Origin of the sequence: Limnohabitans sp. WS1, from assembly GCF_003063265.1 — a bacterium.
Classification (GTDB): domain Bacteria; phylum Pseudomonadota; class Gammaproteobacteria; order Burkholderiales; family Burkholderiaceae_C; genus Limnohabitans_A.
This window is the reverse complement of record NZ_NERU01000014.1, coordinates 91,095-114,933: the sequence shown is the minus strand read 5'-3', so window position 1 is coordinate 114,933 and position 23,839 is coordinate 91,095. Positions and strand designations below refer to the sequence as shown.

Here is a 23,839-nt window from a genome sequence, read left to right as displayed (position 1 = left end):
TTGCAAATGACCTCTATTTCTGAATTGTCTGGGGTTGCGTTAACCCGTCCCATCGTCCTGACTTTGGGCGACCCTTGTGGCATTGGCCCAGAAATTGTGGCCCGCGCTTGGTCTCAAGCCCCTGATTTGACCCGGGGGTGTTTTGTGGCGGGTGATGTTGGGGTGATGCGACGCGCCATGGCGTTGTTGCAACGTCCTCTGAATTTTCCGGTGTGCGAAATTGAGTCCCCTCTTGAGGCGTTGCAAATGCCACCGCGATGCTTGCCCGTCTTGCAAGTGGGGTCCGTGGCCCCTGTTTTGACATGGGGACAAATTGATTCACGCGCAGGCAAGGTGGCTGGAGATGCGGTTCTCTGGGCGACCCGTGCCGCATTAAGGGGCGATGTTGCTGCCCTGATCACTGCACCCTTGCACAAAGAAGCCCTCCATGCGGCGGGTGCACCCTACGACCAATATCCAGGTCATACCGAGTTGTTGCAAGACGAGGCGGCGCATTACCTTGGCGTGCCTGTGTCGCAGTTGCCTGTACGCATGATGCTGGCCAATGAGGATTTACGGACTGTGTTGGTGAGCATTCATGTGTCTTTGCGTCAAGCCTTGGATGCCATCACACAGGAACAGGTGGCGCAAACCTTGCGCATCACCGATGCGTCGTTGACCCGTTTGTTGGGGCGTAGACCCCGAATTGCAGTTGCGGGTGTGAATCCGCACGCTGGCGAAGGGGGTTTGTTTGGCCGTGAAGAAATTGATGTGCTCCAGCCCTGCGTGAAACAAGCTCGTCAAGAGGGTTTGGATGTGCAGGGCCCTTTTGCGCCTGACACTGTTTTTATGCGAGCTCGCCGCCAATCCAACGGGCACCGGGAATTTGATGTGGTCATTGCGATGTACCACGACCAAGGCTTGATTCCCGTCAAATATTTGGGTGTTGAGCAGGGCGTGAACGTGACTTTGGGATTGCCATTGATCCGAACCAGTCCGGACCATGGCACGGCCATGGATTTGGCCGGAAAGGGACTGGCCGATGCGTCCAGTCTGATTCAAGCCCTGCGCCTCGCAAGGCAAATGGTGGGCGCATGCTGAAAGGTGATTTAACTTAGCCTTTGCTTTTGAGGCTGTCTCGAATTTCTCGCAGCAGCAACACATCTTCCGGTGTTGCTGCCACTTCTTCGGGCGTGCTGTCAGGCACTTGTTTGGATTTGAGTCGGTTGATTTGCTGAATCATGACAAAAATGACAAGGGCCAGGATAAAAAAGTTCAAGGCCACCGTGATGAAATTGCCGTAAGCAAAGACAGCCCCCAGTTTTTTAGCATCCACCAAAGACAGACCTGCAGCCTGACCTGACAAAGGCCAGTAGTAGTTGGCGAAATCAAGGCCACCAAAGACCACGCTCACCAAGGGCATGATCAAATCCGCCACCAGCGAGTCCACAATTTTGCCAAATGCAGCGCCAATGATCACGCCTACAGCGAGATCCATGACACTTCCCTTCAATGCAAAAGATTTGAATTCCTGAATAAAAGACATCTAAAACTCCCAAAAAAAAAAAAACAGGATGCCATTGTGACGCATAAGGGCCAAGCAGGGAGATCTTGTAAGTCGTGTGCTTGTTTCACTCCGCTACAATCGCGGGTTGACCCTGATAACGACTCGCTAGAGGATTCCCATGAGTGACACCCCAGTCGACAACAGCAAGCGGACCTGGCTGATCGCCTCCACTTGCGCAGGTGCCGTAGGCGCTGGCTTTGTGGCCACCCCCTTCGTCAGCAGCTTCCAACCCTCAGAGCGAGCCAAAGCGGCTGGCGCGGCGGTCGAGGTGGACATTTCCGCCTTGAACCCAGGCGAGAAGCTGACAGTCGAATGGCGTGGCAAACCTGTTTGGATCATGAAACGCTCGCCCGAGCAGCTCGAATCCCTCAAGAAGATCGAAGGTCAGCTGGCCGATCCTGCATCAGATCGCACCGCTTACCCCACGCCCGAATACGCCAAAAATAGCCACCGCTCCATCAAGCCAGAAATCATGGTGGCTGTGGGCATTTGCACGCACTTGGGATGCTCACCGGGTGACAAGTTCGCCACAGGCGCTCAACCATCGCTGCCCGACGATTGGGCCGGTGGCTTCTTGTGCGCCTGCCACGGATCGACCTTCGATTTGGCTGGTCGCGTGTTCAAGAACAAACCTGCGCCCGACAACCTCGAAGTGCCTCCGCACATGTACCTGTCAGACACCAAGTTGATCATTGGTGAAGACAAGAAGGCCTGATGGAGAACAACATGGCTGAATTCAAAGAAATCTCTCCCAACGCCCCCGCTGGCGAAAAACTGCTCAACTGGGTGGACAACCGCTTCCCGGCGTCCAAGCTGTACAAAGAGCATCTGTCTGAGTACTACGCGCCCAAAAACTTCAATTTCTGGTATTTCTTCGGCTCACTGGCTTTGCTGGTGCTGGTGATCCAGATCGTGACGGGTATTTTCCTGGTCATGCACTACAAGCCTGATGCGGCAGTGGCGTTTGCTTCGGTTGAGTACATCATGCGCGATGTGCCCTGGGGCTGGCTGATCCGCTACATGCACTCCACAGGCGCATCAGCATTTTTTGTGGTGGTGTACTTGCACATGTTCCGTGGCTTGATGTACGGCAGTTACCGCAAGCCGCGTGAGCTGGTCTGGATTTTCGGTTGCGCCATTTTCTTGTGCCTGATGGCCGAAGCTTTCATGGGTTACCTGCTGCCATGGGGCCAGATGTCTTATTGGGGTGCTCAGGTGATCGTGAACTTGTTCTCGGCCATCCCCTTTATCGGCCCAGATTTGGCTTTGCTGATCCGTGGTGACTTTGTGGTGGGCGATGCCACTTTGAACCGATTCTTCAGCTTCCACGTGATTGCTGTGCCTTTGGTCTTGCTCGGTTTGGTGGTGGCGCACATCATCGCGCTGCACGAAGTTGGCTCCAACAACCCCGATGGTGTTGAAATCAAAGGGCCCAATGCACCAAAGGATGCCAATGGCCATCCTTTGGACGGTATTCCTTTCCATCCTTACTACTCGGTGCACGACATCATGGGTGTGAGCGTCTTCTTGATGGCGTTTACGGCGATTGTGTTCTTTGCTCCCGAGTTTGGTGGCTACTTCCTTGAATACAACAACTTTATTCCAGCAGACCCGCTGACCACACCTTTGCACATTGCGCCAGTCTGGTACTTCACGCCTTTTTATTCGATGCTGCGTGCCATCACCAGTGAGATGATGTATGCCTTGATCGCTTGCGTGGTGATCGGTGCTGTATTGGCTGTGGCCAAAGGCAAGATGCCTTCCTTGCTCAAGGGTGCTGTGATTGGTGCTGCTGTGGTGATTTCTGCCCTGATGTTGGCCATTGATGCCAAGTTCTGGGGTGTGGTGGTCATGGGTGGTGCGGTGGTCATCTTGTTCTTCTTGCCATGGCTCGACAACAGCCCCGTCAAGTCGATCCGTTACCGTCCAGACTGGCACAAGTATTTGTACGCTGTGTTTGTCATCAACTTCCTGATCCTGGGTTATTTGGGTGTCCAACCTCCTTCGCCGATTGGCGAGCGTGTGTCCCAAGTGGGTTCACTGTTTTATTTTGGCTTCTTCCTGTTGATGCCTTGGTGGAGCAAGCTGGGTACACCCAAGCCCGTTCCTGACCGCGTGACTTTCACGCCTCACTGAGATCACGGAGATTCAAGAACATGAAAAACCTCAAGAAACTCGCACTGGGCTTTGTGATGGCCCTCGGTTTGATGGCTGGTGCGCATGCCGCTGGTGGCGGCATCAGCTGGGACAAGGCACCCAAGAAAACCAACGATTTGGCTGCTTTGCAACATGGTGCCAAGCTGTTTGTCAATTACTGCCTGAACTGCCACTCTGCTGCCTTCATGCGTTACAACCGCCTGAAAGACATTGGCTTGTCAGAACAACAGATCAAGGATAACTTGCTGTTTGCCACTGACAAAGTGGGTGACACCATGAAAGCTGCGATTGATCCAGCCCAAGCTAAAGAATGGTTTGGTAAGAATCCACCTGATTTGACTTTGGTGGCTCGTTCACGATCAGGACATGGCGGCACAGGTGCAGATTACCTCTACACCTACATGCGCACTTACTATCGCGACGAAACCAAACCTACGGGCTGGAACAACTTGGCCTATCCCAACGTGGGCATGCCTAACCCTCTCTGGGAATTGCAGGGCGAGCGCGAGCCGATCTTTGAAGAAAAAGAAGAGCACGGTCACAAAGTCCAGATCTTCTCAGGCTGGAAGCAAGTCAAGCCTGGTGCGATGACGCCTTTGCAATATGACCAAGCGGTTGGTGATCTGGTGGGTTTCATGCAGTGGATGGCGGAGCCTGCACAAAATACCCGCGTGCGCATTGGCGTCTGGGTCCTGATTTTCTTGTCGTTCTTTACCTTTATCGCTTGGCGTTTGAATGCAGCGTTCTGGAAAGACATCAAGTAATTGATTTTCTACCCGGCCAATGAGCCGGGTCTTGTGGAGTGGCAGGCCTTGGGGCCTTCCACTCTTTTTGATTTTTTGAGGAGCCTTAGCCATGATGGTGCTTTATTCTGGAACCACTTGTCCTTTTTCCCACCGTTGCCGGTTTGTGCTGTTCGAAAAAGGCATGGACTTCGAAATCCGTGATGTGGACCTCTACAACAAGCCGGAAGACATCAATGTGATGAACCCCTACGGCCAAGTGCCGATCTTGGTGGAACGTGATTTGATTTTGTATGAGTCGAACATCATCAACGAGTACATTGATGAGCGCTTTCCTCATCCACAGTTGATGCCTGGTGATCCAGTAGACCGTGCCCGTGTCCGTTTGTTCTTGCTCAATTTCGAAAAAGAACTGTTCGCACATGTGCTGACTTTGGAAAATCGCGCCTTGAAGGGCAGTGATAAAACACTTGAAAAAGCACGCGCACACATCCGTGATCGATTGACTCAACTGGCCCCTGTTTTCTTGAAAAACAAGTTCATGCTGGGGGATAATTTCTCGATGCTGGATGTCGCCATTGCGCCACTGTTGTGGCGACTTGATTACTATGGTATTGAGTTGAGCAAAAATGCAGCACCTTTGCTCAAGTATGCAGAGCGCATTTTTTCGCGACCTGCCTACATTGAGGCATTGACGCCTTCGGAAAAGGTCATGCGCAAGTAAATTGCTTTGGAGTTCACAATGATCAGTGCAACCGAGTTGCCTTCGACCCGACCGTATTTGATACGTGCACTGTATGAATGGTGTTCTGAAAACGGCTTCACGCCTTATGTCGCTGTCAAAGTTGACAATTCGGTCCAAGTGCCTCGTGAATACGTGCAAGGTGGGGAAATTGTCCTGAATGTGAGCATGGATGCCACAAGCTCGTTGAAATTGGGCAATGAATTCATTGAGTTCAAAGCCCGATTTGGCGGTAAGCCTCGTGACATCATGGTCCCTATACATCGGGTCATGGCCATCTATGCACGAGAAAACGGTCAAGGAATGGCTTTTCCTGTCAGCGATGAAGATTCAAAGCCAATTCCCGTCAATGCGCTCGCTGCTGCAAAAAGTATTGAGCAAACCGATGAGCCGCCACAGCCTCCACCAGCAGCGTCGGGTCGTCCTGCTTTAAAGCGAATCAAATAAAAATTCTCTTTAAAGTCTAACTTGGTCAAATAGCACGTTAGAATTCAGCCCGTGCCGCTTTAGCTCAGTTGGTAGAGCACCCGCCTTGTAAGCGGTAGGTCGTCAGTTCGAATCCGACAAGCGGCACCACAGTTTAAAAAAACCTTGATCCCTAAGATCAAGGTTTTTTTTTGGCTGAACGCTGGGAATTAAATCTTCGTCAAAATGTGCAAAGTTATCGATTTTGAACTTTGATGCGAATTGTTGAGACGTGCAAGCCGTGTGTATTCAGGTGTGCCAATAAACTGGGCACCAGTTGACGAAGTTTGGCTGCCACTGCATTGGAGTGAACAATCAAGCACCAGCAGTTGTCCTCAATGGGGCCTGCCACGACATTGGGGCGTAATGCAGCAGGGATCAAGGACCGTACCGCATTCAAACGCTCGCTGGACGCATGGACACGGTTCATCAATGACGCCAGTGATGGTGACTCTTGTGCGGCTTGCTGTAGGGGGATGGCGTGATGACGACGTTGCATGTAATAAATAGGAACACAGCATTATCAAGGATGCGTGCAAGCAGGGCAAAGGTCTTTGGCGGGCTCAAGCGAGAGGCTAAAATCAGCAAGTTGGGCGATCCCTCAATGGAGTCGCCAAGGTCATGGGGCACATTGTCGCCTTAGACACGTTTTTGAATCTTTTAACCTGACAGGATAGACGGTCTGTTTTTCAGCCAGAAGCTGAAGGTGGATCAAATCAACATGGCCATCCCATTCCTTACCAAAATTTTCGGCAGTCGCAATGACCGCCTGCTCAAGCAATATCGAAAAACCGTTGAACGTATCAATGCACTTGAGGCAGGTTTGGAGGGATTGAGTGACGACGAGTTGAAGAGCAAGACGCAGCAGTTTCGCGACCGCTGTGCCGCAGGCGAGACATTGGATGCCTTGTTGCCCGAAGCCTTCGCTGTGGTCCGTGAGGGCTCTAAGCGCATCATGAAAATGCGCCACTTTGATGTGCAACTTGCGGGTGGTATTGCTCTGCATAACGGAAAAATTGCAGAAATGCGCACAGGGGAAGGCAAAACACTGACTTCCACCTTGCCAGCCTACTTGAATGCCATTGCAGGCAAAGGAGTCCACGTGGTCACCGTCAATGACTACCTGGCTTCAAGGGACGCGCAATGGATGGGCAAGCTGTACAACTTTTTGGGACTGACAGTGGGCATCAATTTGGCCCAACTGCCTCGAGAGGACAAGCAAGCTGCATACAACGCCGACATCACTTATGGCACCAACAACGAGTACGGTTTCGACTATCTGCGTGACAACATGGTCTATGAGGCTTATGACCGTGTTCAACGTCCTCTGAATTACGCCATCATTGATGAGGTGGATTCGATTTTGATCGATGAGGCACGCACACCTTTGATCATCAGTGGTCAAGCAGAAGACCACACTGCTACTTACTTGGCCATGAACCAAGTGGTGCCCTTGTTGACGCGTCAAATAGGTGAGGCCGATCCCCGCACGGGTGAAGGCATTGAAGTTCCGGGTGACTTCACCGTCGATGAAAAATCTCACCAGGTGTTTTTGACAGAACAGGGACACGAAAAGGCAGAAGCCGTGTTGTCTCAGTTGGGGCTCATCCCCCAAGGTGCTAGCCTTTACGATCCGGCCAACATCAGCTTGATGCACCACTTGAACGCAGCATTGCGTGCAGTGAATCTCTATCACAAGGACCAGCATTACGTGGTTCAGGATGGTGAAATCATCATCGTGGACGAATTCACCGGTCGATTGATGACGGGTCGACGCTGGAGTGATGGTTTGCATCAGGCCGTGGAGGCCAAAGAAGGGGTGCAGATTCAGGCTGAAAACCAAACTTTGGCCTCAATCACTTTCCAGAACTATTTCCGCCTTTACAACAAAATAGGTGGCATGACGGGCACGGCTGACACCGAGGCCTATGAGTTCCAGGAAATATACGGTCTTGAAACGGTGGTGATTCCGCCGCACCGCAAGAGCCAGCGTGAAGATCAACTGGACCGTGTTTATAAAACATCTCAAGAGCGCTATACCGCAGCTATTGCAGATATCCGCGAGTGTCATGAGCGTGGACAGCCTGTTTTGGTGGGCACGACATCGATTGAAAATTCAGAGTTGATCTCGAACCTTCTGACACAAGAGAAGTTGCCGCATCAAGTTTTGAATGCCAAGCAGCATGCCCGAGAAGCAGACATCGTGGCTCAAGCAGGGAGGCCCGCCATGATCACGATTGCCACCAACATGGCGGGTCGTGGAACCGACATTGTCTTGGGTGGCAATATCGAAAAAGATGTTCAAGCGGTGGAGTCCGATGAAAGTCTTTCAGCCGATGAACGCCAGTTGCGTGTCAACAGTATGCGAGAGCAGTGGAAAGTCACGCACGAGCAGGTCAAGGCATTGGGTGGTTTGCGGATCATTGCCACAGAAAGACATGAGTCACGGCGCATTGACAACCAGTTGCGGGGTCGTTCAGGTCGTCAGGGTGATCCAGGCTCGTCGCGCTTTTACCTGAGCTTGGACGATCCCTTGATGCGCATCTTTGCGGGTGATCGCGTCCGCGCGATCATGGACCGCTTGAAGATGCCTGAGGGCGAAGCCATTGAGGCTGGCATTGTGACGCGCAGCATCGAAAGCGCACAACGCAAAGTTGAAGGGCGTAACTTTGACATTCGCAAACAACTGTTGGAATACGATGATGTATCGAATGACCAACGCAAGGTCATCTACCAACAACGCAATGATATTTTGGATGCCACCGATCTGAATGGCCAGATTGCAGGTTTGCGTGAAGGCTGTTTTACCGACATGGTCAGGCAATACGTGCCTGTTGAATCGGTGGAAGAACAGTGGGATTTGCTCGGCTTGGAAAAGGTGCTGGCGGAAGAATGGGGGATCGAGTTGGGCCTGAAAGACAAGGTCCAGGCTGCCAATGCGATCACCGATGAGGACATTTTGGAAATGGTCGTCGATGCGGCCAATGCCCAGTTTTCAGCAAAACTCGAACAAGTGGGCCCAGACCAATTCGTCTCATTTGAGCGGATGATTTTGTTGCAAAGCATTGATACCCATTGGCGCGAACATTTGAGTGCACTGGATTATTTAAGGCAAGGCATTCACCTGAGAGGTTATGCACAAAAGCAACCCAAGCAAGAATACAAACGCGAAGCGTTCGAGTTGTTTGGCCAGTTGCTCGACGCTGTCAAGAACGAAGTCACCAGAACGCTCATGACGGTGCGAATCGATTCAGGAGATCAAATCCAACAAGCCGCTCAGGCCATTGAAGAGCGTGCTGAGCACATCAGCAATGTGACCTACAGCGCACCTGATGAAAATGGTCAAGCACAAACACAGCCTGCGACCAACTTGTCCAGCTTGGCCAACGATTGGGGCCAAGTGGGACGCAACGACCCTTGCCCTTGTGGCAGTGGTAAAAAATTCAAGCAGTGCCACGGCAAACTGGCTTGATCAAATGAAACAAAAACGGACTTCGGTCCGTTTTGACGTTGATGTTGTGTGTATCCCATTTGTTTGAAAGATCTTCATGCCCGTGAATTTGCCCCCACTGGACCCCGCACAGCTGAGCCCCATCGCGGGCGTGCGCATCGGCATCGCCCAAGCGGGTGTGCGCAAAGCCAACCGCAAAGACCTCACCGTGTTCTTGCTGGACGAAGGTGCGAGCGTGGCGGGTGTGTTCACCAGCAACCGCTTTTGCGCCGCCCCTGTGCAGGTCTGCCGTGAGCACCTGGCCGCGGGCAGTTCTGTGCGGGCTTTGGTCATCAACACGGGCAACGCCAATGCGGGTACCGGTGCACCGGGCATGGCCCATGCACGCCAAACTTGCGAGGCGCTTGCCGCACTGCTGAACTGCGAACCAACACAAGTGCTGCCGTTTTCGACCGGCGTGATCATGGAGCCGCTGCCCGTGGACCGCATCGTGGCGGGTCTGCCCGCTGCTTTGGCCGATGCGCAAGCTGCTCACTGGGCCAAAGCCGCCGAAGGCATCATGACCACCGACACCGTGCCCAAAGCGGCCAGCGTGCAGGTGCAGGTGGGCGGGAAGGCCGTGAGCATCACCGGCATCAGCAAGGGTGCTGGCATGATCCGTCCCAACATGGCCACCATGCTCGGCTTTCTGGCCACCGACGCTTGCATCGATGCAGGGTTGCTGCCTGCTTTGGCCAAACAGCTGGCCGATGGCTCGTTCAACCGCATCACCATCGACGGTGACACCTCGACCAACGACTCCTTCATGTTGATCGCTACGCACAAGGCCGGTCATGCGCCCATCACCTCGCTGGACAGTGCCGATGGCCAGGCTCTGCTCAAGGGCTTGATGCAAGTGGCCCGCCAGTTGGCGCACGCCATCGTGCGCGATGGCGAGGGCGCGACCAAGTTCATCACGGTGCAGGTCGAAGGCGGCCGCACGGGCGAAGAGTGCCGCCAGGTGGCTTATGCGATCGCGCACTCGCCCTTGGTCAAAACCGCTTTCTTTGCCAGCGACCCGAACCTGGGCCGCATTCTGGCCGCCGTGGGTTATGCGGGCATTGAAGACCTGGACCAAGGCCAGATCGAGCTGCACCTGGACGATGTGCATGTGGTCTCGAAAGGCGGCCGCCGAGCCGAATACAGCGAAGAAGACGGTCAGCGCGTCATGAAGAGCAGCGAGATCACCGTGCGTGTGGGCCTGGGCCGTGGCACCGCCAGCGACACCGTGTGGACCTGCGACCTGAGCCACGATTACGTCACCATCAACGCCGATTACCGTTCATGAACCTCCCCGCATCTTCTTCCTTGGACCAACTGCTGGCCAAAGTCAGCCAGCTGGTGGACCGCATCGAGTCGGTCTTGCCTCAACCCCTGTCGGCACCCGACTGGACGCAGGCCATTGCCTGGCGCTACCGCAAACGCTCGTCCGGCCACGGCGTGCTCGAACCTGTGCGCCATGTAGCGGCCATGACGCTGGCCGACCTCAAGGAAATCGACGACCAAAAGGAAAAGCTGCAGCGCAACACCGAGCAGTTTGTGCACGGCCGTCCGGCCAACAACGTGCTGCTCACAGGCGCACGCGGCACCGGCAAGTCCTCGCTCATCAAGGCCTGCCTGAACACCTATGCGCCGCAAGGTCTGCGATTGATTGAAGTGGACAAGGAAGACCTGACCGACCTGCCTGACATCATCGAAGTGGTGGCGGGTCGCCCCGAAAAGTTCGTGGTCTATTGCGACGACCTGAGCTTTGAAGATGGCGAGCCGGGCTACAAGGCGCTCAAGTCGATTTTGGACGGCACCGTGGCGGCCTCGACCCCCAATGTGCTGGTATACGCCACCAGCAACCGCCGCCACCTGCTGCCCGAGTACATGAGCGAAAACCTCACCTACAAACACACAGACGATGGCGAAGTCCATCCCGGTGAAGGCGTGGAAGAGAAAATTTCATTGTCCGAGCGCTTTGGTTTATGGATCAGTTTCTACCCCTTCTCGCAAGACGAGTACCTGACCATTGCCGGGCAGTGGCTCAGCGCCTTGGGGGCCACACCCGCGCAAATCGAGGCCGCACGCCCCGATGCGCTGCTGTGGGCTTTGGAGCGCGGCTCACGCAGCGGCCGGGTGGCCTACCAGTTTGCGCGGGACATGATGGGCCGCCAAGCCGACCCCGCATGAGCGCAGGTTTGCTGGTCGCCGACGGCGAGCGCGCACGCGAAGACCTGAGCACAGGCCAGGCCGAGCGAGCCGTGGTCGATGTGGCGGTGGGCGTGCTGCTGCAAGACGATGGCCATTTTTTGCTGACCTCGCGCCCAGAGGGCAAGGTGTATGCAGGCTATTGGGAGTTCCCGGGCGGCAAGCTCGAAGCGGGCGAGTCGGTCGAGCAAGCGCTGCGCCGCGAGTTGCAGGAAGAGCTGGGCATCACCATCGGTGCCGCCCAAGTCTGGAAAACCCAGATGGTCGATTACCCACACGCGCTGGTGCGGCTGCACTTTTGCAAGGTGTGGGACTGGCAGGGTGAGTTGCAAATGCGCGAGGCGCAATCACACGCTTGGCAGTTACTTCCCGTGGCTGTGACGCCGGTTTTGCCGGGCACCATTCCCGTGCTGGCTTGGCTGGCCCAAGAGCGTCAGTTCACGGACGCCACACACGCTTGAAACCCCAGGGGTTCCGGGCTTCTCACTGCAAACGCGGATCACCAAACGGCTCGTCGGGCGGGGTGTTGTCAGGCAGTTTGAATTCTTCGCTGGCCCAGGCCCCCAAGTCCACACCCTTGCAGCGGGCACTGCAAAACGGGCGGTAAAGATTGCTGGGGCTGTACAAGCTCTGCCCTGCACAGGCGGGGCATCGCACTTTGCGGGGTTTGAATGAATCTGTGGGTTCAGCGTTGCTCATGCGCACAAGGACATTTCAAATGGAACATCCTCGGTCGTGGCCACGAGTTTGCCATCGCTTTGCTGACGCATCATTCGGATGACCACCAGCAAGCGATTGCAACTGATCTCTGGCGTGATGCCCAGAGAAGAGTCGATCTTCAGACGCAAAAGTTGGTAAGTGCGACCTTGGGGCAGGTTTTGCTGCAACTGACCCGATGGCGCCATCACTTTTTGATTGGTGCCCGATTCGCGCAACATTTGAAGCAACATTTGAATCGCGTTGGACAGCGGTGCAAATGGGGCAGCCCATGAATTCAGGTCGGACGTTCGGCTGTTGGGATCGTGGTGTTGCCAAGCATGGTAGGCAGGCAAGTCAAATTCGCAGGTTCCCCCTGGGATGACGACGCGGCTGCGCAAAGCCATCAAGAAATCGCTTTCTGTGAGGCTTTGGCCAATTTTTCCATTGACTTGGTTCAGGGTGTCGAAAAGCTCGTCAAGTTGGGAGATCAACTGATCGAGCGCTTTTTCAGAGATGGCCGGATTGCCCCTGTAGCTGCCGTAGAGTTGTTTTTGTCGCTCTAAATCCTTCAAAACGTCGGATTTGAGCTCGGAACGCGAGCCAACCTCCATGATTTCAAACAAGGTGGTCAGTGCGAAATGATGGTCGATGGATTCCACCCGCTGAGTCAGCTGACTCAGGCGGTTAAAGAGCTGATGCAGTCGCAAATAGGTGCGAATGCGCTCGTTGAAGGGATATTCGTACAGTATCACGCAGCATTTTCCAATTCCGTAATCATAGCCCGAAGTCAGCGGCCACTTGAGTGACTTGAATTTCTAATTGAGACAAACTCAAGCCCTGATTGAAAATAACCACGTCGGCACAAGCCAAACGTTGCGCCCGCGAAGCCTGTTGTTGGATGATCCGTTTTACCTCTTGGGTGTTCAGGCCATTGCGGAGCATGACCCTGCCACATTGGGTGTCCTCATCGCAATCGATCACCACAACACGGTCCATTTGACGACGCCACCGTTCCCCCGATTCAACCAACAGGGGAACATCAAAAATCAAGCAGCGCTGGCCTTGGGTCAGCGCTGCCTGAGTTTGTTCGGCGGTGATTTGACTGACCAAAGGGTGGATGATGAGCTCGAGCTGTCTTTTGGCATTCGGGTCTTTGAAGACAAGTTCACGCATGGCTTGTCGGTCCATGGCACCGTCTGGACCGACCATGGCAGGTCCAAATGTGCGTTCAATGGCCACCATGGCTCGTCCATGAGGGGCCGTTAAGCTGCGGGAAATGGCATCAGCGTCTATGACGGCTGCCCCCAAACCTGCCCAAAGGCTGGCCACAGTGCTTTTGCCGCTGCCAATGCCGCCGGTGAGGCCAATCCGCCATACGCGTTGAGTTGTCATACGTGTTCAGATCTGAAAAGGGGGCAAGGAGCCAAACATCATGACCCACAAGCCCGCAAACACCAGAAAGGGACCATATGGCAGATACCCCTCAGGAGACAATTTTTCCCGAGACTTTAACCAAATGCCGACCAATGCACCTGTGATCGAGGAAATCAATACCAAGGAAAGCAAAGCGGGCCAACCCAGCCAGGCTCCTAAAGCGGCGAGCAGCTTGAGATCACCTTGACCCATGCCTTCTTTGCCTGTAATCCATTTGAACAAGTGCAAGACAAGCCACAGTAAAAGGTAGCCTGCACAGGCCCCCCACAAAGACATGCTCAGGGAAATGCCTGTCCAACTCAAACTGCTCATCAGCAATCCCGACCAAAGCAAGGGTTGTGTGATGGCATCGGGCAACAAGGTGGTGTCTGCGTCAATCGCTGCCAAAGCGACCAGTGCCGCTGAAAATCCGCACCAAGCCAAAGCTTCAACCCCAAATCCGTGGTGCATGAAGGCCCATGCAAACAAAATGCCTGTCAAACACTCCACCCCCAGATACCGCCATCCAATGCGGGCGCTGCAGTATCGGCAGCGGCCCTTGAGCAAGAGGTAACTCAGTGCCGGGATGTTGTCGAACCACCGCAGATCGTGCTGGCATTGAGGGCAATGTGAGCCAGGCCAAGCCAGGTTGTAGGTGGGTAAATTGGAGGGGGCCGCTGGATTGGACATGAGGCTGGCTTCGGCCTCCCACTGGGCCTGCATCATGCGGGGCAGTCGGTGTATCAGTACATTCAAAAAACTGCCCACCACCAGACCCAGCAAAGCTGGCAAGCACAAGGTCAAGACCGCATTGTTCATTTTAAAAAGCCTGGCCCAGTCGAAAAATAGGCAAATACATGGCCACCAAAATGGCACCGATGAACCCGCCCAACACCACAATGATCAGCGGCTCCAGAAGGCTGGATAAACCATTGACCTGGTCATCCATTTCGGTTTCCATGAGGGCGGCGGCCCTGGCCAGCAAGCTCTCAAGAGCGCCAGTCTCTTCACCGATTGCGCAAAGTTGAACAATCATGGCGGGAAAACGACCATTTTGCCCCATGGCTTCACTCAAACTGCCGCCCTGCGCCACGCGGCGCTGAAATTGCAGTGTCCATCGGGCAAAAACCGGATGATCACAAGCTTGTGCGGTGGGTCCTAAAGCCTCCGTCAAGGGGACGCCTGCGGACAGCAAGGCTGAGAGAGTTTGGCCCCAACGTGCCACCACCGATGTGGTGATGAGCGGGCCGACAACAGGCCAGCGCAACAACCACCTCGCGGTCCATTGACGCAAGCGATCGCGGCTATCACTTGGCCGCTGTGCAAACCAGAAAGCCACCATCAAAGTGATCAAAAGCAGGGGGCCGAAGTGTACAAGGGCATCGCTCAAACCGACCACAATTTGGGTGGCCCAAGGTAATTCGGCGCCAAATGATTTGAAAACGTCTTGGAAAACAGGCACCACAAAAACCAAAATCATGACCAAGATGCCAATGGCAACCGACAAGACCGCACTGGGGTACATCAGCGCTGAGCGAATTTTGGAGCGAAGTGCCTCGTTTTTTTCAAGCGTCAGCGACAGGCGCTCCATCATGACGTCAAGAATGCCTGCTGATTCACCCGCTTGCACCATGTGCACGTACAAGCCGCTGAAGTGTTGGCTGTGCTTGGCCAAGGCGGTATGCAAGCTCAGGCCTGCTTCAACATCTTCTTGCACATCGCGCAATGTTTGAACCAGTCCAGGTGAGGTCATGCTGCGACTCAGCATGTTCAGTGACTGAAGCAAAGGAATACCTGCACGCAGCAAGGCCGCCAATTGGCGCGTCATGGCAGACAGGTCTTTGGGTCGCACCTTGGGTGTCGTGTCCCACCAAAGACGGTTCACTTGAATGTGTTGCAGACCTTGTCTTCGTAAATGGGCTCGGGCCAAATCTGCATTGAGCGCATGGAGTTTGCCTTGATGCAATTGGCCTTGCGAATTTTGACCCTTCCAAGCAAAACTGGGCGTTTGGCGAGCATTGGAGCCTGGATTCATGCTTCCTCCCGAGTGGCCGCCAGCACCTCGTCCAAAGATGTGATGCCTTGAAGGACTTTGCGCAGGCCAGCCATGCGCAAGCTGGCCACGCCTTCTTTTTGGGCCAGTTTGGCGACTTCTTGGCCGACAGCATCGTGTAACACCAGATTTTGCATGTCAGGGCTCACGGGCATGACTTGGAAGATGCCTGTTCTGCCTGAAAAACCTTTGTGGCAATGTTCGCAGCCCACCGGTGTGAAAACCTCGACGTGCTCGTTGGGCAGCAGTTTCAAGCCCAGTCCAGCCTGATGCAACACGGCAGAGGGTACTTGCGTGGCTTGTTTGCAATGGACACATAAACAACGCACCAGACGCTGGGCTGTGATCAAGGTCACGCTCGCTGCAATGTTGTAGGGGGCCAAGCCCATGTTTCGCAAGCGGATCAGTGTCCCTGGTGCATCGTTGGTGTGCAAAGTAGAAAGAACCAAATGACCGGTTTGTGCGGCTTGGACGGCAATATTGGCTGTTTCGAGGTCACGTATTTCACCCACCATCAAAATGTCAGGGTCTTGGCGCAAAAACGCCCGCAGCGCTACAGCAAAACTCAAGCCGGGCTTGTCCTGGACATTGACCTGATTGATGCCTGTCAGCTGGATTTCACAGGGGTCTTCGACGGTGGCAATGTTGACTTCCGAGGTGTTGAGCAAGTTCAAGCAAGCATAAAGCGATTGTGTTTTGCCAGAGCCCGTGGGACCGGTGACCAGCACCATGCCGTGTGGGGCGCGAATGGCCTGAATCAGTCGTGCCAAGTCCTCGGGTTCGTAACCCAGTCGTGTCAGGTCCAGTTGTGCTTGTGCTGAATCCAAGATGCGGACAACCAATTTTTCACCAAACAATGTTGGCAAAGTGCTGATGCGCAAATCCAGTGAGCGACCATCGCCCAGCTGGAGCTTCATTCGCCCGTCTTGGGGAAGACGTTTTTCAGCAATGTCCAGTCTCGACAGGACCTTCAGACGGGAAGCCAATCGATCCTTGAGCGCCATGTGGGGGGTGGCCATTTCACGCAACTCACCATCGATGCGCATGCGCACCCGGTAATGGTGCTCATAGGGCTCAAAGTGCAAGTCAGAGGCTTTGAGGGCCACCGCCTTTTCGAGCAGTTGTTGCACGTAGCTGACGACTGGAGCATCGTCAGCGCCCATGGTCGAGGGTCGTGAAAGTAAGGGCTCCAAGCTGGCTCCTAAGTTGATTGAATACCAAGTTATTCAAATCATGGTGCTTGAACTTGTGTTTGTAAATGATGTAACCCCAAATTTTGTAGGAGTCGTGGCTGCTTTGCCGTCAAAAAAAGAATTCGTCAAGGACCTGTGTTTCAGCAAAACTTGGGGAGTGGGCACAAAATATTCGACAAACGTCAACATCAATGACTGGAGACAAACATGCATATTGGAATCGCTGGAATTGGCAAGATGGGGGCGGCCATTGGTTCACGACTTTTGTCGCAGGGCTACAAGGTGACGGTCTGGAATCGAACCTCCGTCAAGGCGCAGTCCTTGCTCGACGCAGGTGCTCAATGGGCTCCAACGCCCAAAGCCTTGGCTGAGTCGGTCGATGTGGTCCTGACTTTGTTGACCAATGAGGCGGCTTTAGATCAGGTTTATGGTGCCGAGTCTGGATTGTTGGCCGGACAGGTGAAGGGGAAGACCTTCATTGACATGAGCACAGTTCGCCCAGCCAAACCTCAGGAAATGGCCGGGCTTGTCCAAGCCGTCCATGCGTATTTTCTGGAGTGTCCGGTCGGCGGCAGCGTAGGGCCCGCCAAAGAGGGCAAGTTGCTGGGTTTTGTGGGTGGACAAGCGCAGGATTTGGCGAGGGTCCATGCTTTGCTGAGTGTCATTTGTCGACGCGTAGAGTATGTCGGCCCACACGGTGCTGGGGCGACCATGAAGTTGGCCGTCAACTTGCCCTTGATGGTGTATTGGCAAACCTTGGGCGAGGCCTTGTCATTGGTTGAACCTCTGGGTCTTGATCCTCAACGGGTGATCGATATTTTGTCGGACTCTTCAGGTGGCCCCAACATGCTGAAGGTTCGAGGCAACATGATTGCCCAAACCTTGAAGCAGCAAACCAGCGATCAAGTCACCGTGAATGTGGCCACCATGCGCAAAGACATGCAAGCCATGCTGGACCAAGGTCAGGCCACACAAAAAGTACTTCCACTGACCGCCCTGGCTTTGCAAAAATTCGATGCGGCCGCCCAAAACGGTTTAGACGGAAAAGATTGCTCTGAGCTATTGGTGTGGTGGTTGTCCCAGGGTGGCCGCGCCTGAAAGGCTAAAGAGCCACCCTGTTTGTTGCCTTATTCGAGGCGCATTTCCCGAATGATGGCTCTGAACTGGTCCATTTGCCGACGCAACATGGCATCTTGTTCGGCCGGGGTTGAGCCGACACCTTCTGCACCCAAATCGTTCAAACGTTTGATCACATCGGGGTGTCGAACGGCAGCGATCACTTCCTTGTTCAGGCGTTCAATGATGTCCTTCGGTGTTTTTGCGGGGGCGAAAACACCGTTCCAGCCTTCAAGCTCCAAGTTGGGGAAACCAAGTTCTTTGACGGTTGGAACATCTGGCAAGCCGGGAATGCGTTTGGAGGCTGTGGTCGCCAAGGCTTTCAAGGTGCCGGCTTTGATCTCGGCCAAAGACGAGGACAACTGATCCCCGCCCACTTGAAGGCGGCCCGCTAACAACTCTTGTTTAAGTGGGGCTGCGCCCTTGAACGGGATGTGTGTGATGTTGACTTTGCCTTCTTTTTTGAAAGCTTCACCCAATACATGCATGGTGGAACCGGGGCCGGTTGATCCATAGTTGTATTGCAAGGACGGGTTAGAGCGCAACAAAGTGGCCAACTCTTTGAGGTCTTTGGCCGGTACGCTGGGGCTGGCGGTCCATACAAAGGGGACGTAAACAGCAATGGAAACACCGGCAAAATCGGTATCCACGTTAAAAGGTGATCGATTGGCCAAGGTCTGCGCAACAGAAGCCAGCGGAAATGACAAGTTGTGCATCATGATGGTGTAACCATCGGGGGCAGCCTTGGCCATCAAATCGGCACCGATTGCACCTCCTGCCCCCCCACGGTTGTCGACCGTGACCGCTTGCCCCATGGACTCGCTCATCTTTTGTGCCACGATGCGTGCGACGATGTCAGTGGTGCCTCCCGCTGGAAACGGAACGATCATCTTGATGGGTTTTGTGGGGTATGTTTGCGCCATGGCGGTGGGCTGAATGGCCATGGCCAAGAAGCCCAGAAACGCAGAAGCGAAAATCAAACGCCTTGATTTGGATGTTGAACGCATGAAGTCTCCTAGTGTTGTGATTCCTTTGTTATGAAACAAAGGTGAAAATCACTATCACACAGTCAACAGGCCTCTGGCATCACCAAAGTGACAAACTGGGCATCGGTAAAAGGCGGTGCAGATGCCCCCTTACCGACAGGCGCTTTTCATCATGTTCGCCGGTTGAGCAGTTGTGATGCAAGCACCAGCATGGCATTTCGGTAGGGGTTATCTGGCAACTGCATGGCAGCGTTAATGGCCCGTTGTGCTTCTGCCGCTGCGGCGTCGCGGGTGGCTTCAAGAGCGCCTGTTGTCCGGACAATGGTCACGATATCGCTCAAACGATCCACGCTGCCCGTTTCAATGGCTTCACGCACGGTTTGTCTTTGTGCTGCATCACCGCGCTGCATGGCCAAAATCAAAGGCAAGGTGGCTTTGCCTTCGCGCAAATCATCACCCAGGTTTTTGCCCATTTCAGCAGTGTTGCCATCATAGTCAAGGACATCGTCAATGACTTGAAAAGCAGTTCCAAGGGCTTGACCATAGTCAGCGCAAGCCTGCTCTATTTCGACAGGACTGTTGGCCAAAACGGCACCCAGTCTGGCGCTGGCCTCGAATAACTTGGCGGTTTTGGAGCGGATGACCTTCAGGTAGCCGTCTTCGTCCAGTGAGGCGTCGTGCATGTTCATCAGTTGAAGCACTTCACCTTCGGCGATCACATTGGTGGCATCCGCCAAAATTTGCATCACACGCATGCTCTGTGCATCCACCATCATCTGAAAGGCACGAGAGTACAAAAAATCACCCACGAGAACGCTTGCGGGGTTGCCAAAACGCTCGTTGGCCGTGGGTCTGCCACGTCGCAAAGTAGATTCGTCGACAACATCATCGTGCAGCAATGTGGCCGTGTGGATGAATTCGACCACGGCGGCCAGGTTGTGGCGCTGAGGACCTTTGACGCCCAAAGCCCCGCATGTCAACAGCAGCAAAACAGGTCGAAGTCGTTTACCCCCAGCCGAGATGATGTATTTGGCCACTTCCCCAACCAGTGGGACGCCCGAATCGAGTCGTTGGGCAATGACGCGGTCAACTTCAATCATGTCGGGAGACACGAGGTCAAGAACGGCGGCGGTGCTGTTTTCAGAGTCAGACAACTTGGGGTATCCGGCAGGGTGACCTGGCTGAGCCGAGGCGGTAAAAGCATAAAAATTCCATGCTTCATGTGCATGCTGATTATATAGAGCGCGGTGTGTCCGATGCCTGAAACAAAGGGCAAGTTGATGCCGAAGTCTGGTCAAAGAAATGCGAACGTGCTAGAATCTCGGGTTCCTTGGGGATCAGCCCTTGGAAACTTCCATTCAAGAGGTCTAATATGTACGCGGTCATAAAAACCGGTGGCAAACAGTATCGTGTTGTCGCTGGCGAAAAAATTAAAGTAGAACAGATTGCTGCGGACGTTGGCCAGGAAATCGTGATTGATCAAGTTTTGGCCGTCGGTACCGGCGCTGAACTCAAGATCGGCACGCCCCTGGTGTCCGGCGCCACAGTCACAGCCACGGTGTTGGCTCATGGCAAGCACGACAAAGTGCACATCTTCAAGATGCGCCGTCGCAAGCACTATCAAAAACGTCAGGGTCACCGTCAGCAGTTCACTGAACTGCAAATCGGCGCGATCGCTGCCTGAGGAGAATAGGTCATGGCACAGAAAAAAGGCGGCGGCTCTACGCGCAACGGTCGTGATTCCAAGCCAAAAATGCTCGGCGTCAAGGCTTTCGGTGGTGAACTGATCAGCGCTGGCTCGATCATCGTTCGTCAACGTGGCACCAAGTTCCATGCGGGCAACAATGTCGGCATTGGCAAGGACCACACTTTGTTTGCCCTGGTTGACGGCCACGTGTCGTTCTCCACCAAAGGCGAACTGAGCAAACACATGGTCAACGTGACACCGGCTGTTTAAGCCCGTCCCGCCCATGGCGCAGAGGAGCCCCGCAAGACGGGGCTTTTCGCTTTTCTGGCCCTGTCGTGGATTAACGTCAGGGCCTCACGCTACACTGGAAATCTCATGAAGTTCGTTGACGAAGCCTATATTGACATCGCCGCAGGTGACGGCGGGAACGGCTGCGTCTCGTTCCGACACGAAAAGTACAAAGAATTTGGTGGCCCCAACGGGGGGGATGGTGGTCGAGGCGGGCATGTGTTCGCGTTTGCCGACATCAACCTGAATACCCTGGTCGATTACCGCTACTCGCGCCGCCATGAGGCCAAGCGGGGCCAGCATGGCATGGGCTCGGATATGTTCGGCGCAGCGGGCGACGACGTCACCCTCAAAATGCCGGTGGGCACCATCATCACTGATGCCGAAACCGGCGAAGTGTTGTATGAGCTGCTGGTGCCGGGTGAAACCATCATGATCGCCAAGGGCGGCGACGGCGGCTTTGGCAATATGCGCTTCAAAAGCGCGATCAACCGCGCCCCGCGCCAGAAAACACCTGGCTGGTTGGGTGAAAAGAAAGAGCTCAAGCTTGAGCTGAAGGTGCTGGCCGACGTGGGCCTGCTGGGCATGCCCAACGCGGGCAAGTCCACTTTCATTGCTGCCGTCTCGAACGCCCGCCCCAAAATCGCCGATTACCCCTTCACCACCTTGCACCCCAATCTGGGTGTGGTCCGCGTCGGCCCTGAGCAAAGCTTTGTGGTGGCCGATGTGCCGGGACTCATTGAAGGCGCGTCGGAAGGTGCTGGCTTGGGTCATTTGTTTTTGCGCCACCTGCAGCGCACCCGTTTGTTGCTTCATGTGGTCGACTTTGCGCCGTTTGACGAGAACGTCGACCCGGTGCAGCAAGCCAAGGCCATCGTGGCCGAACTCAAAAAATACGATCCCGGTCTTTACAACAAGCCGCGCTGGCTGGTGCTCAACAAGCTGGACATGGTGCCCGCCGATGAGCGCGAAGCCCGCGTCAAGGACTTCATCAAGCGCATGCGCTACAAAGGTCCGGTTTTCCAGATTTCGGCCCTGACCCGCGAAGGTTGCGAGCCGCTGATCAAGGAAATTTACAAGCACATCCGCGCTCAGCAGATCATCGAGCAAGGCGTGGTGGACATTGATCCCCGATTCAAAGAGCAGGATAAGCCGCAAGAGCCCGATGCCGATGATCCGCGCTTCAAGCCGCTGCCCGACTGACGCAGCCACTCCCAGCCCCTTTCAAGCGCTGTTTCAACGCCAAGCCAACTTTTCAGCATGACCTCTGCCGCCGTTTCCTCTCTGTTGCGCGATGCACGCCGTATCGTCGTCAAAGTCGGCTCCAGCCTGGTGACCAACGAAGGCCGGGGGCTGGACGAGGGTGCGATTGGCGAGTGGTGCCGCCAAATGGCGCTGCTCAGCGCCCAGGGCAAAGAAGTGGTCATGGTCTCCAGCGGCGCCATTGCCGAAGGCATGAAGCGCCTGGGCTGGACCACCCGCCCGAGTGAAGTGCCGGCGCTGCAAGCCGCCGCTGCCGTGGGCCAAATGGGCCTGGCGCAGATGTACGAAACCAAACTGCGGGAGAACGGCATGGGCAGCGCCCAGGTCCTGCTCACGCATGCCGACTTGGCCGACCGTGAGCGTTACCTCAATGCCCGCTCCACTTTGCTGACCTTGCTCCAGCACCGCGTCTTGCCCGTGATCAACGAAAACGACACGGTGGTCAACGACGAGATCAAGTTCGGTGACAACGACACCTTGGGCGCTTTGGTGGCCAACCTGATCGAAGCCGACTTGCTGGTCATCCTGACCGATCAAAAAGGCCTGTACACCGCAGACCCACGCAAAGACCCCTCGGCCACCTTTGTGCACGAAGCCCGTGCCGGTGATCTTGCCCTGGAAGCCATGGCGGGTGGTGCGGGCTCCAGCATCGGCAAGGGTGGCATGATCACCAAAATCCTGGCAGCCAAGCGGGCCGCAGGTTCAGGCGCGTCCACCGTGATCGCCTGGGGGCGCGAACCCGATGCGCTGCTGCGCCTGAGTCAAGGTGACAACATGGGCACTTTGCTGGTGGCCCAGACCGCTAAACAGCAAGCCCGCAAACAATGGATGGCCGACCACCTGCAACTGCGGGGCTCGGTCACGGTGGATGCGGGTGCAGCCCACAAGGTGCTGACCGAGGGCAAGAGCCTGCTGCCCATTGGCATGACGGGTGTGGCGGGTGAGTTCTCTCGGGGCGATGTGATCGCCATCCGAGACGAGCAAGGCGCTGAAATTGCCCGTGGCTTGGCCAATTACGCCAGTGCAGAGGCTCGTTTGCTGTGCCGCAAACCTTCACACGACTATGCGGTCTTGTTGGGATACACCGCTGAGCCCGAAATGGTGCACCGCGACAACATGATCTTGTCGCACTGAGATCGCGCCACGCCGAACAAGATGCTCATTCAACCTTGTGGGTTGGGGTCAAAGCTGGCCCCTGGGGGTAATTCCATGTGGGCAGGTGGGTGCATCTCCATGGAGGAGTGGTCGGGTTCATAAGTTTCACGTGGACCACGCATACCGCCCCGCAGGTAGCGATTTTGCCGTTCGTTTCGCGGCAAAAAACGGGCAAGCTCGGTGAGCGCCATTTCGTAAACGCCACGCTTGAACTCCACCACCACATCCAGAGGCACCCAGTAATCGTTCCAGCGCCAAGCATCAAACTCGGGGTGGTCCGTGGCGCGCAGGTTCAAATGGTGGTCGTGCGTGACCAATTGGAGCAGATACCAGATTTGTTTCTGGCCTTTGTAAAACCCACGCGCATCCCTACGGATGAAGCGGTCTGGCACTTCATAGCGCAACCAGTCACGGGTTCGGGCAACGATGCGCACATGCTCTGGGTGGAGCCCCACTTCTTCATGGAGTTCCCGAAACATGGCTTGTTCGGGGCTCTCACCCCGGTCAATACCACCTTGTGGAAACTGCCAACTGTGGGTTCTGATGCGCTTGCCCCAGAAAACCTGGTTTCTCTGGTTGAGCAGAATGATGCCGACGTTCGGCCTAAAGCCTTCACGGTCAAGCATAATCAACCTCAAAATTTTAAATTG

General features: G+C 54.9%; 25 protein-coding genes, 1 tRNA gene and 1 pseudogene. 16 read left to right on the top strand and 11 right to left on the bottom strand.

Annotated elements, in window-relative coordinates; translation table 11 throughout:
- Window positions 1-6: 6 nt before the first annotated feature.
- Window positions 7-1,080 (top strand): 4-hydroxythreonine-4-phosphate dehydrogenase PdxA, encoded by a 1,074-nt coding sequence (gene pdxA / locus B9Z48_RS16035; RefSeq protein ID WP_108379710.1) that lies wholly within the window; start codon window positions 7-9, stop codon window positions 1,078-1,080.
- A 13-nt stretch (window positions 1,081-1,093) separates the two neighbouring features.
- On the opposite strand, the gene mscL is transcribed toward pdxA, so the two are convergent.
- On the bottom strand, window positions 1,094-1,525 hold the full coding sequence (mscL, locus tag B9Z48_RS16030) for a large conductance mechanosensitive channel protein MscL (protein WP_108379708.1): 432 nt from the start codon (window positions 1,523-1,525) through the stop codon (window positions 1,094-1,096).
- A gap of 139 nt (window positions 1,526-1,664) precedes the next feature.
- Here mscL and petA point away from each other — a divergent pair, with 139 nt between their 5' ends.
- The 6 genes from petA (at window position 1,665) to B9Z48_RS16000 (ending at window position 5,764) form a co-directional block, all read left to right on the top strand.
- Window positions 1,665-2,261, top strand: a complete 597-nt coding sequence (petA, locus tag B9Z48_RS16025; RefSeq protein WP_089959980.1) for a ubiquinol-cytochrome c reductase iron-sulfur subunit — start codon at window positions 1,665-1,667, stop codon at window positions 2,259-2,261.
- Window positions 2,262-2,272: 11 nt separating this feature from the next.
- Window positions 2,273-3,682, top strand: coding sequence for a cytochrome bc complex cytochrome b subunit (locus B9Z48_RS16020; RefSeq protein ID WP_108379753.1), 1,410 nt, complete (start codon window positions 2,273-2,275; stop codon window positions 3,680-3,682).
- 20 nt (window positions 3,683-3,702) lie between these two features.
- Window positions 3,703-4,467, top strand: coding sequence for a cytochrome c1 (locus B9Z48_RS16015; RefSeq protein WP_089959977.1), 765 nt, complete (start codon window positions 3,703-3,705; stop codon window positions 4,465-4,467).
- 91 nt (window positions 4,468-4,558) lie between these two features.
- The gene (locus tag B9Z48_RS16010) at window positions 4,559-5,170 is read left to right on the top strand and encodes a glutathione S-transferase N-terminal domain-containing protein (protein ID WP_089959973.1); all 612 of its coding nucleotides are present in this window, start codon (window positions 4,559-4,561) and stop codon (window positions 5,168-5,170) included.
- Window positions 5,171-5,188: 18 nt separating this feature from the next.
- Window positions 5,189-5,635, top strand: coding sequence for a ClpXP protease specificity-enhancing factor (locus B9Z48_RS16005; protein ID WP_108379706.1), 447 nt, complete (start codon window positions 5,189-5,191; stop codon window positions 5,633-5,635).
- A gap of 53 nt (window positions 5,636-5,688) precedes the next feature.
- Window positions 5,689-5,764: transfer RNA gene (locus B9Z48_RS16000), tRNA-Thr, on the top strand.
- 85 nt (window positions 5,765-5,849) lie between these two features.
- On the opposite strand, the gene B9Z48_RS15995 is transcribed toward B9Z48_RS16000, so the two are convergent.
- Window positions 5,850-6,152, bottom strand: coding sequence for a DciA family protein (locus tag B9Z48_RS15995; protein ID WP_108379704.1), 303 nt, complete (start codon window positions 6,150-6,152; stop codon window positions 5,850-5,852).
- A gap of 222 nt (window positions 6,153-6,374) precedes the next feature.
- On the opposite strand from B9Z48_RS15995, the gene secA reads away from it, so the two are divergent.
- The 4 genes from secA to B9Z48_RS15975 all read left to right on the top strand — a co-directional run bounded on the left by secA (window position 6,375) and on the right by B9Z48_RS15975 (window position 11,797).
- Window positions 6,375-9,125 carry a preprotein translocase subunit SecA gene (gene secA, locus B9Z48_RS15990; RefSeq protein WP_108379751.1) on the top strand — a complete coding sequence of 917 codons (2,751 nt, stop codon included), beginning with the start codon at window positions 6,375-6,377 and terminating at the stop codon, window positions 9,123-9,125.
- 76 nt (window positions 9,126-9,201) lie between these two features.
- Window positions 9,202-10,431 (top strand): bifunctional glutamate N-acetyltransferase/amino-acid acetyltransferase ArgJ, encoded by a 1,230-nt coding sequence (argJ, locus tag B9Z48_RS15985; RefSeq protein WP_108379702.1) that lies wholly within the window; start codon window positions 9,202-9,204, stop codon window positions 10,429-10,431.
- Window positions 10,428-11,318 carry an ATP-binding protein gene (locus B9Z48_RS15980; protein ID WP_108379700.1) on the top strand — a complete coding sequence of 297 codons (891 nt, stop codon included), beginning with the start codon at window positions 10,428-10,430 and terminating at the stop codon, window positions 11,316-11,318. Before argJ ends, B9Z48_RS15980 begins: the two co-directional genes overlap by 4 nt.
- The gene (locus tag B9Z48_RS15975; protein ID WP_108379699.1) at window positions 11,315-11,797 is read left to right on the top strand and encodes an NUDIX domain-containing protein; all 483 of its coding nucleotides are present in this window, start codon (window positions 11,315-11,317) and stop codon (window positions 11,795-11,797) included. Before B9Z48_RS15980 ends, B9Z48_RS15975 begins: the two co-directional genes overlap by 4 nt.
- A 22-nt stretch (window positions 11,798-11,819) precedes the next feature.
- Here B9Z48_RS15975 and B9Z48_RS15970 read toward each other — a convergent pair whose 3' ends face one another.
- From B9Z48_RS15970 to B9Z48_RS15945, 6 genes and pseudogenes are all read right to left on the bottom strand, one after another.
- Window positions 11,820-12,035 carry a DNA gyrase inhibitor YacG gene (locus B9Z48_RS15970; protein ID WP_108379697.1) on the bottom strand — a complete coding sequence of 72 codons (216 nt, stop codon included), beginning with the start codon at window positions 12,033-12,035 and terminating at the stop codon, window positions 11,820-11,822.
- Window positions 12,032-12,787, bottom strand: coding sequence for a cell division protein ZapD (zapD, locus tag B9Z48_RS15965; protein WP_108379695.1), 756 nt, complete (start codon window positions 12,785-12,787; stop codon window positions 12,032-12,034). The genes B9Z48_RS15970 and zapD overlap by 4 nt, the downstream gene beginning before the upstream one ends.
- A 22-nt stretch (window positions 12,788-12,809) precedes the next feature.
- Complete coding sequence (coaE, locus tag B9Z48_RS15960) at window positions 12,810-13,427, bottom strand: dephospho-CoA kinase (protein ID WP_108379693.1); 618 nt, start codon at window positions 13,425-13,427, stop codon at window positions 12,810-12,812.
- Between the two features lie 6 nt (window positions 13,428-13,433).
- The gene (locus B9Z48_RS15955; protein ID WP_108379691.1) at window positions 13,434-14,267 is read right to left on the bottom strand and encodes an A24 family peptidase; all 834 of its coding nucleotides are present in this window, start codon (window positions 14,265-14,267) and stop codon (window positions 13,434-13,436) included.
- A 1-nt stretch (window position 14,268) separates the two neighbouring features.
- On the bottom strand, window positions 14,269-15,483 hold the full coding sequence (locus B9Z48_RS15950; RefSeq protein WP_108379689.1) for a type II secretion system F family protein: 1,215 nt from the start codon (window positions 15,481-15,483) through the stop codon (window positions 14,269-14,271).
- Window positions 15,480-16,655 (bottom strand): annotated as a pseudogene (locus B9Z48_RS15945) (GspE/PulE family protein); the annotation flags it as partial. The pseudogene B9Z48_RS15945 and the gene B9Z48_RS15950, both read right to left, overlap by 4 nt.
- 246 nt (window positions 16,656-16,901) lie before the next feature.
- Between B9Z48_RS15945 and B9Z48_RS15940 the strand changes: the two are divergent.
- Complete coding sequence (locus B9Z48_RS15940; RefSeq protein WP_108379685.1) at window positions 16,902-17,792, top strand: NAD(P)-dependent oxidoreductase; 891 nt, start codon at window positions 16,902-16,904, stop codon at window positions 17,790-17,792.
- Window positions 17,793-17,821: 29 nt separating this feature from the next.
- On the opposite strand, the gene B9Z48_RS15935 is transcribed toward B9Z48_RS15940, so the two are convergent.
- Window positions 17,822-18,817 (bottom strand): tripartite tricarboxylate transporter substrate binding protein, encoded by a 996-nt coding sequence (locus tag B9Z48_RS15935; protein ID WP_233261159.1) that lies wholly within the window; start codon window positions 18,815-18,817, stop codon window positions 17,822-17,824.
- A 149-nt stretch (window positions 18,818-18,966) separates the two neighbouring features.
- Entirely contained in the window at window positions 18,967-19,950 is a 984-nt protein-coding gene (locus tag B9Z48_RS15930) for a polyprenyl synthetase family protein (RefSeq protein WP_233261158.1), read from the bottom strand.
- Between the two features lie 218 nt (window positions 19,951-20,168).
- Here B9Z48_RS15930 and rplU point away from each other — a divergent pair, with 218 nt between their 5' ends.
- The 4 genes from rplU to proB all read left to right on the top strand — a co-directional run bounded on the left by rplU (window position 20,169) and on the right by proB (window position 23,168).
- Window positions 20,169-20,480, top strand: a complete 312-nt coding sequence (rplU, locus tag B9Z48_RS15925; protein WP_089959923.1) for a 50S ribosomal protein L21 — start codon at window positions 20,169-20,171, stop codon at window positions 20,478-20,480.
- 12 nt (window positions 20,481-20,492) lie between these two features.
- Entirely contained in the window at window positions 20,493-20,753 is a 261-nt protein-coding gene (rpmA, locus tag B9Z48_RS15920) for a 50S ribosomal protein L27 (RefSeq protein ID WP_019430604.1), read from the top strand.
- A gap of 105 nt (window positions 20,754-20,858) precedes the next feature.
- Complete coding sequence (gene cgtA / locus B9Z48_RS15915; protein WP_089959920.1) at window positions 20,859-21,974, top strand: Obg family GTPase CgtA; 1,116 nt, start codon at window positions 20,859-20,861, stop codon at window positions 21,972-21,974.
- A gap of 57 nt (window positions 21,975-22,031) precedes the next feature.
- The gene (gene proB, locus B9Z48_RS15910; protein WP_089959915.1) at window positions 22,032-23,168 is read left to right on the top strand and encodes a glutamate 5-kinase; all 1,137 of its coding nucleotides are present in this window, start codon (window positions 22,032-22,034) and stop codon (window positions 23,166-23,168) included.
- Window positions 23,169-23,197: 29 nt separating this feature from the next.
- Here proB and B9Z48_RS15905 read toward each other — a convergent pair whose 3' ends face one another.
- The gene (locus B9Z48_RS15905) at window positions 23,198-23,815 is read right to left on the bottom strand and encodes an RNA pyrophosphohydrolase (RefSeq protein ID WP_108379681.1); all 618 of its coding nucleotides are present in this window, start codon (window positions 23,813-23,815) and stop codon (window positions 23,198-23,200) included.
- Between the last annotated feature and the right edge of the window lie 24 nt (window positions 23,816-23,839).

What these genes read in the sequence shown, in the direction of transcription:
- pdxA (WP_108379710.1), top strand. Translation starts at nt 7, where the DNA reads ATGACCTCTATTTCTGAATTGTCTGGGGTTGCGTTAACCCGTCCCATC.
- mscL (WP_108379708.1), bottom strand. Translation starts at nt 1,525, where the DNA reads ATGTCTTTTATTCAGGAATTCAAATCTTTTGCATTGAAGGGAAGTGTC.
- petA (WP_089959980.1), top strand. Translation starts at nt 1,665, where the DNA reads ATGAGTGACACCCCAGTCGACAACAGCAAGCGGACCTGGCTGATCGCC.
- B9Z48_RS16020 (WP_108379753.1), top strand. Translation starts at nt 2,273, where the DNA reads ATGGCTGAATTCAAAGAAATCTCTCCCAACGCCCCCGCTGGCGAAAAA.
- B9Z48_RS16015 (WP_089959977.1), top strand. Translation starts at nt 3,703, where the DNA reads ATGAAAAACCTCAAGAAACTCGCACTGGGCTTTGTGATGGCCCTCGGT.
- B9Z48_RS16010 (WP_089959973.1), top strand. Translation starts at nt 4,559, where the DNA reads ATGATGGTGCTTTATTCTGGAACCACTTGTCCTTTTTCCCACCGTTGC.
- B9Z48_RS16005 (WP_108379706.1), top strand. Translation starts at nt 5,189, where the DNA reads ATGATCAGTGCAACCGAGTTGCCTTCGACCCGACCGTATTTGATACGT.
- B9Z48_RS15995 (WP_108379704.1), bottom strand. Translation starts at nt 6,152, where the DNA reads ATGCAACGTCGTCATCACGCCATCCCCCTACAGCAAGCCGCACAAGAG.
- secA (WP_108379751.1), top strand. Translation starts at nt 6,375, where the DNA reads ATGGCCATCCCATTCCTTACCAAAATTTTCGGCAGTCGCAATGACCGC.
- argJ (WP_108379702.1), top strand. Translation starts at nt 9,202, where the DNA reads ATGCCCGTGAATTTGCCCCCACTGGACCCCGCACAGCTGAGCCCCATC.
- B9Z48_RS15980 (WP_108379700.1), top strand. Translation starts at nt 10,428, where the DNA reads ATGAACCTCCCCGCATCTTCTTCCTTGGACCAACTGCTGGCCAAAGTC.
- B9Z48_RS15975 (WP_108379699.1), top strand. Translation starts at nt 11,315, where the DNA reads ATGAGCGCAGGTTTGCTGGTCGCCGACGGCGAGCGCGCACGCGAAGAC.
- B9Z48_RS15970 (WP_108379697.1), bottom strand. Translation starts at nt 12,035, where the DNA reads ATGAGCAACGCTGAACCCACAGATTCATTCAAACCCCGCAAAGTGCGA.
- coaE (WP_108379693.1), bottom strand. Translation starts at nt 13,427, where the DNA reads ATGACAACTCAACGCGTATGGCGGATTGGCCTCACCGGCGGCATTGGC.
- B9Z48_RS15955 (WP_108379691.1), bottom strand. Translation starts at nt 14,267, where the DNA reads ATGAACAATGCGGTCTTGACCTTGTGCTTGCCAGCTTTGCTGGGTCTG.
- B9Z48_RS15950 (WP_108379689.1), bottom strand. Translation starts at nt 15,483, where the DNA reads ATGAATCCAGGCTCCAATGCTCGCCAAACGCCCAGTTTTGCTTGGAAG.
- B9Z48_RS15940 (WP_108379685.1), top strand. Translation starts at nt 16,902, where the DNA reads ATGCATATTGGAATCGCTGGAATTGGCAAGATGGGGGCGGCCATTGGT.
- B9Z48_RS15935 (WP_233261159.1), bottom strand. Translation starts at nt 18,817, where the DNA reads ATGCGTTCAACATCCAAATCAAGGCGTTTGATTTTCGCTTCTGCGTTT.
- rplU (WP_089959923.1), top strand. Translation starts at nt 20,169, where the DNA reads ATGTACGCGGTCATAAAAACCGGTGGCAAACAGTATCGTGTTGTCGCT.
- rpmA (WP_019430604.1), top strand. Translation starts at nt 20,493, where the DNA reads ATGGCACAGAAAAAAGGCGGCGGCTCTACGCGCAACGGTCGTGATTCC.
- cgtA (WP_089959920.1), top strand. Translation starts at nt 20,859, where the DNA reads ATGAAGTTCGTTGACGAAGCCTATATTGACATCGCCGCAGGTGACGGC.
- proB (WP_089959915.1), top strand. Translation starts at nt 22,032, where the DNA reads ATGACCTCTGCCGCCGTTTCCTCTCTGTTGCGCGATGCACGCCGTATC.
- B9Z48_RS15905 (WP_108379681.1), bottom strand. Translation starts at nt 23,815, where the DNA reads ATGCTTGACCGTGAAGGCTTTAGGCCGAACGTCGGCATCATTCTGCTC.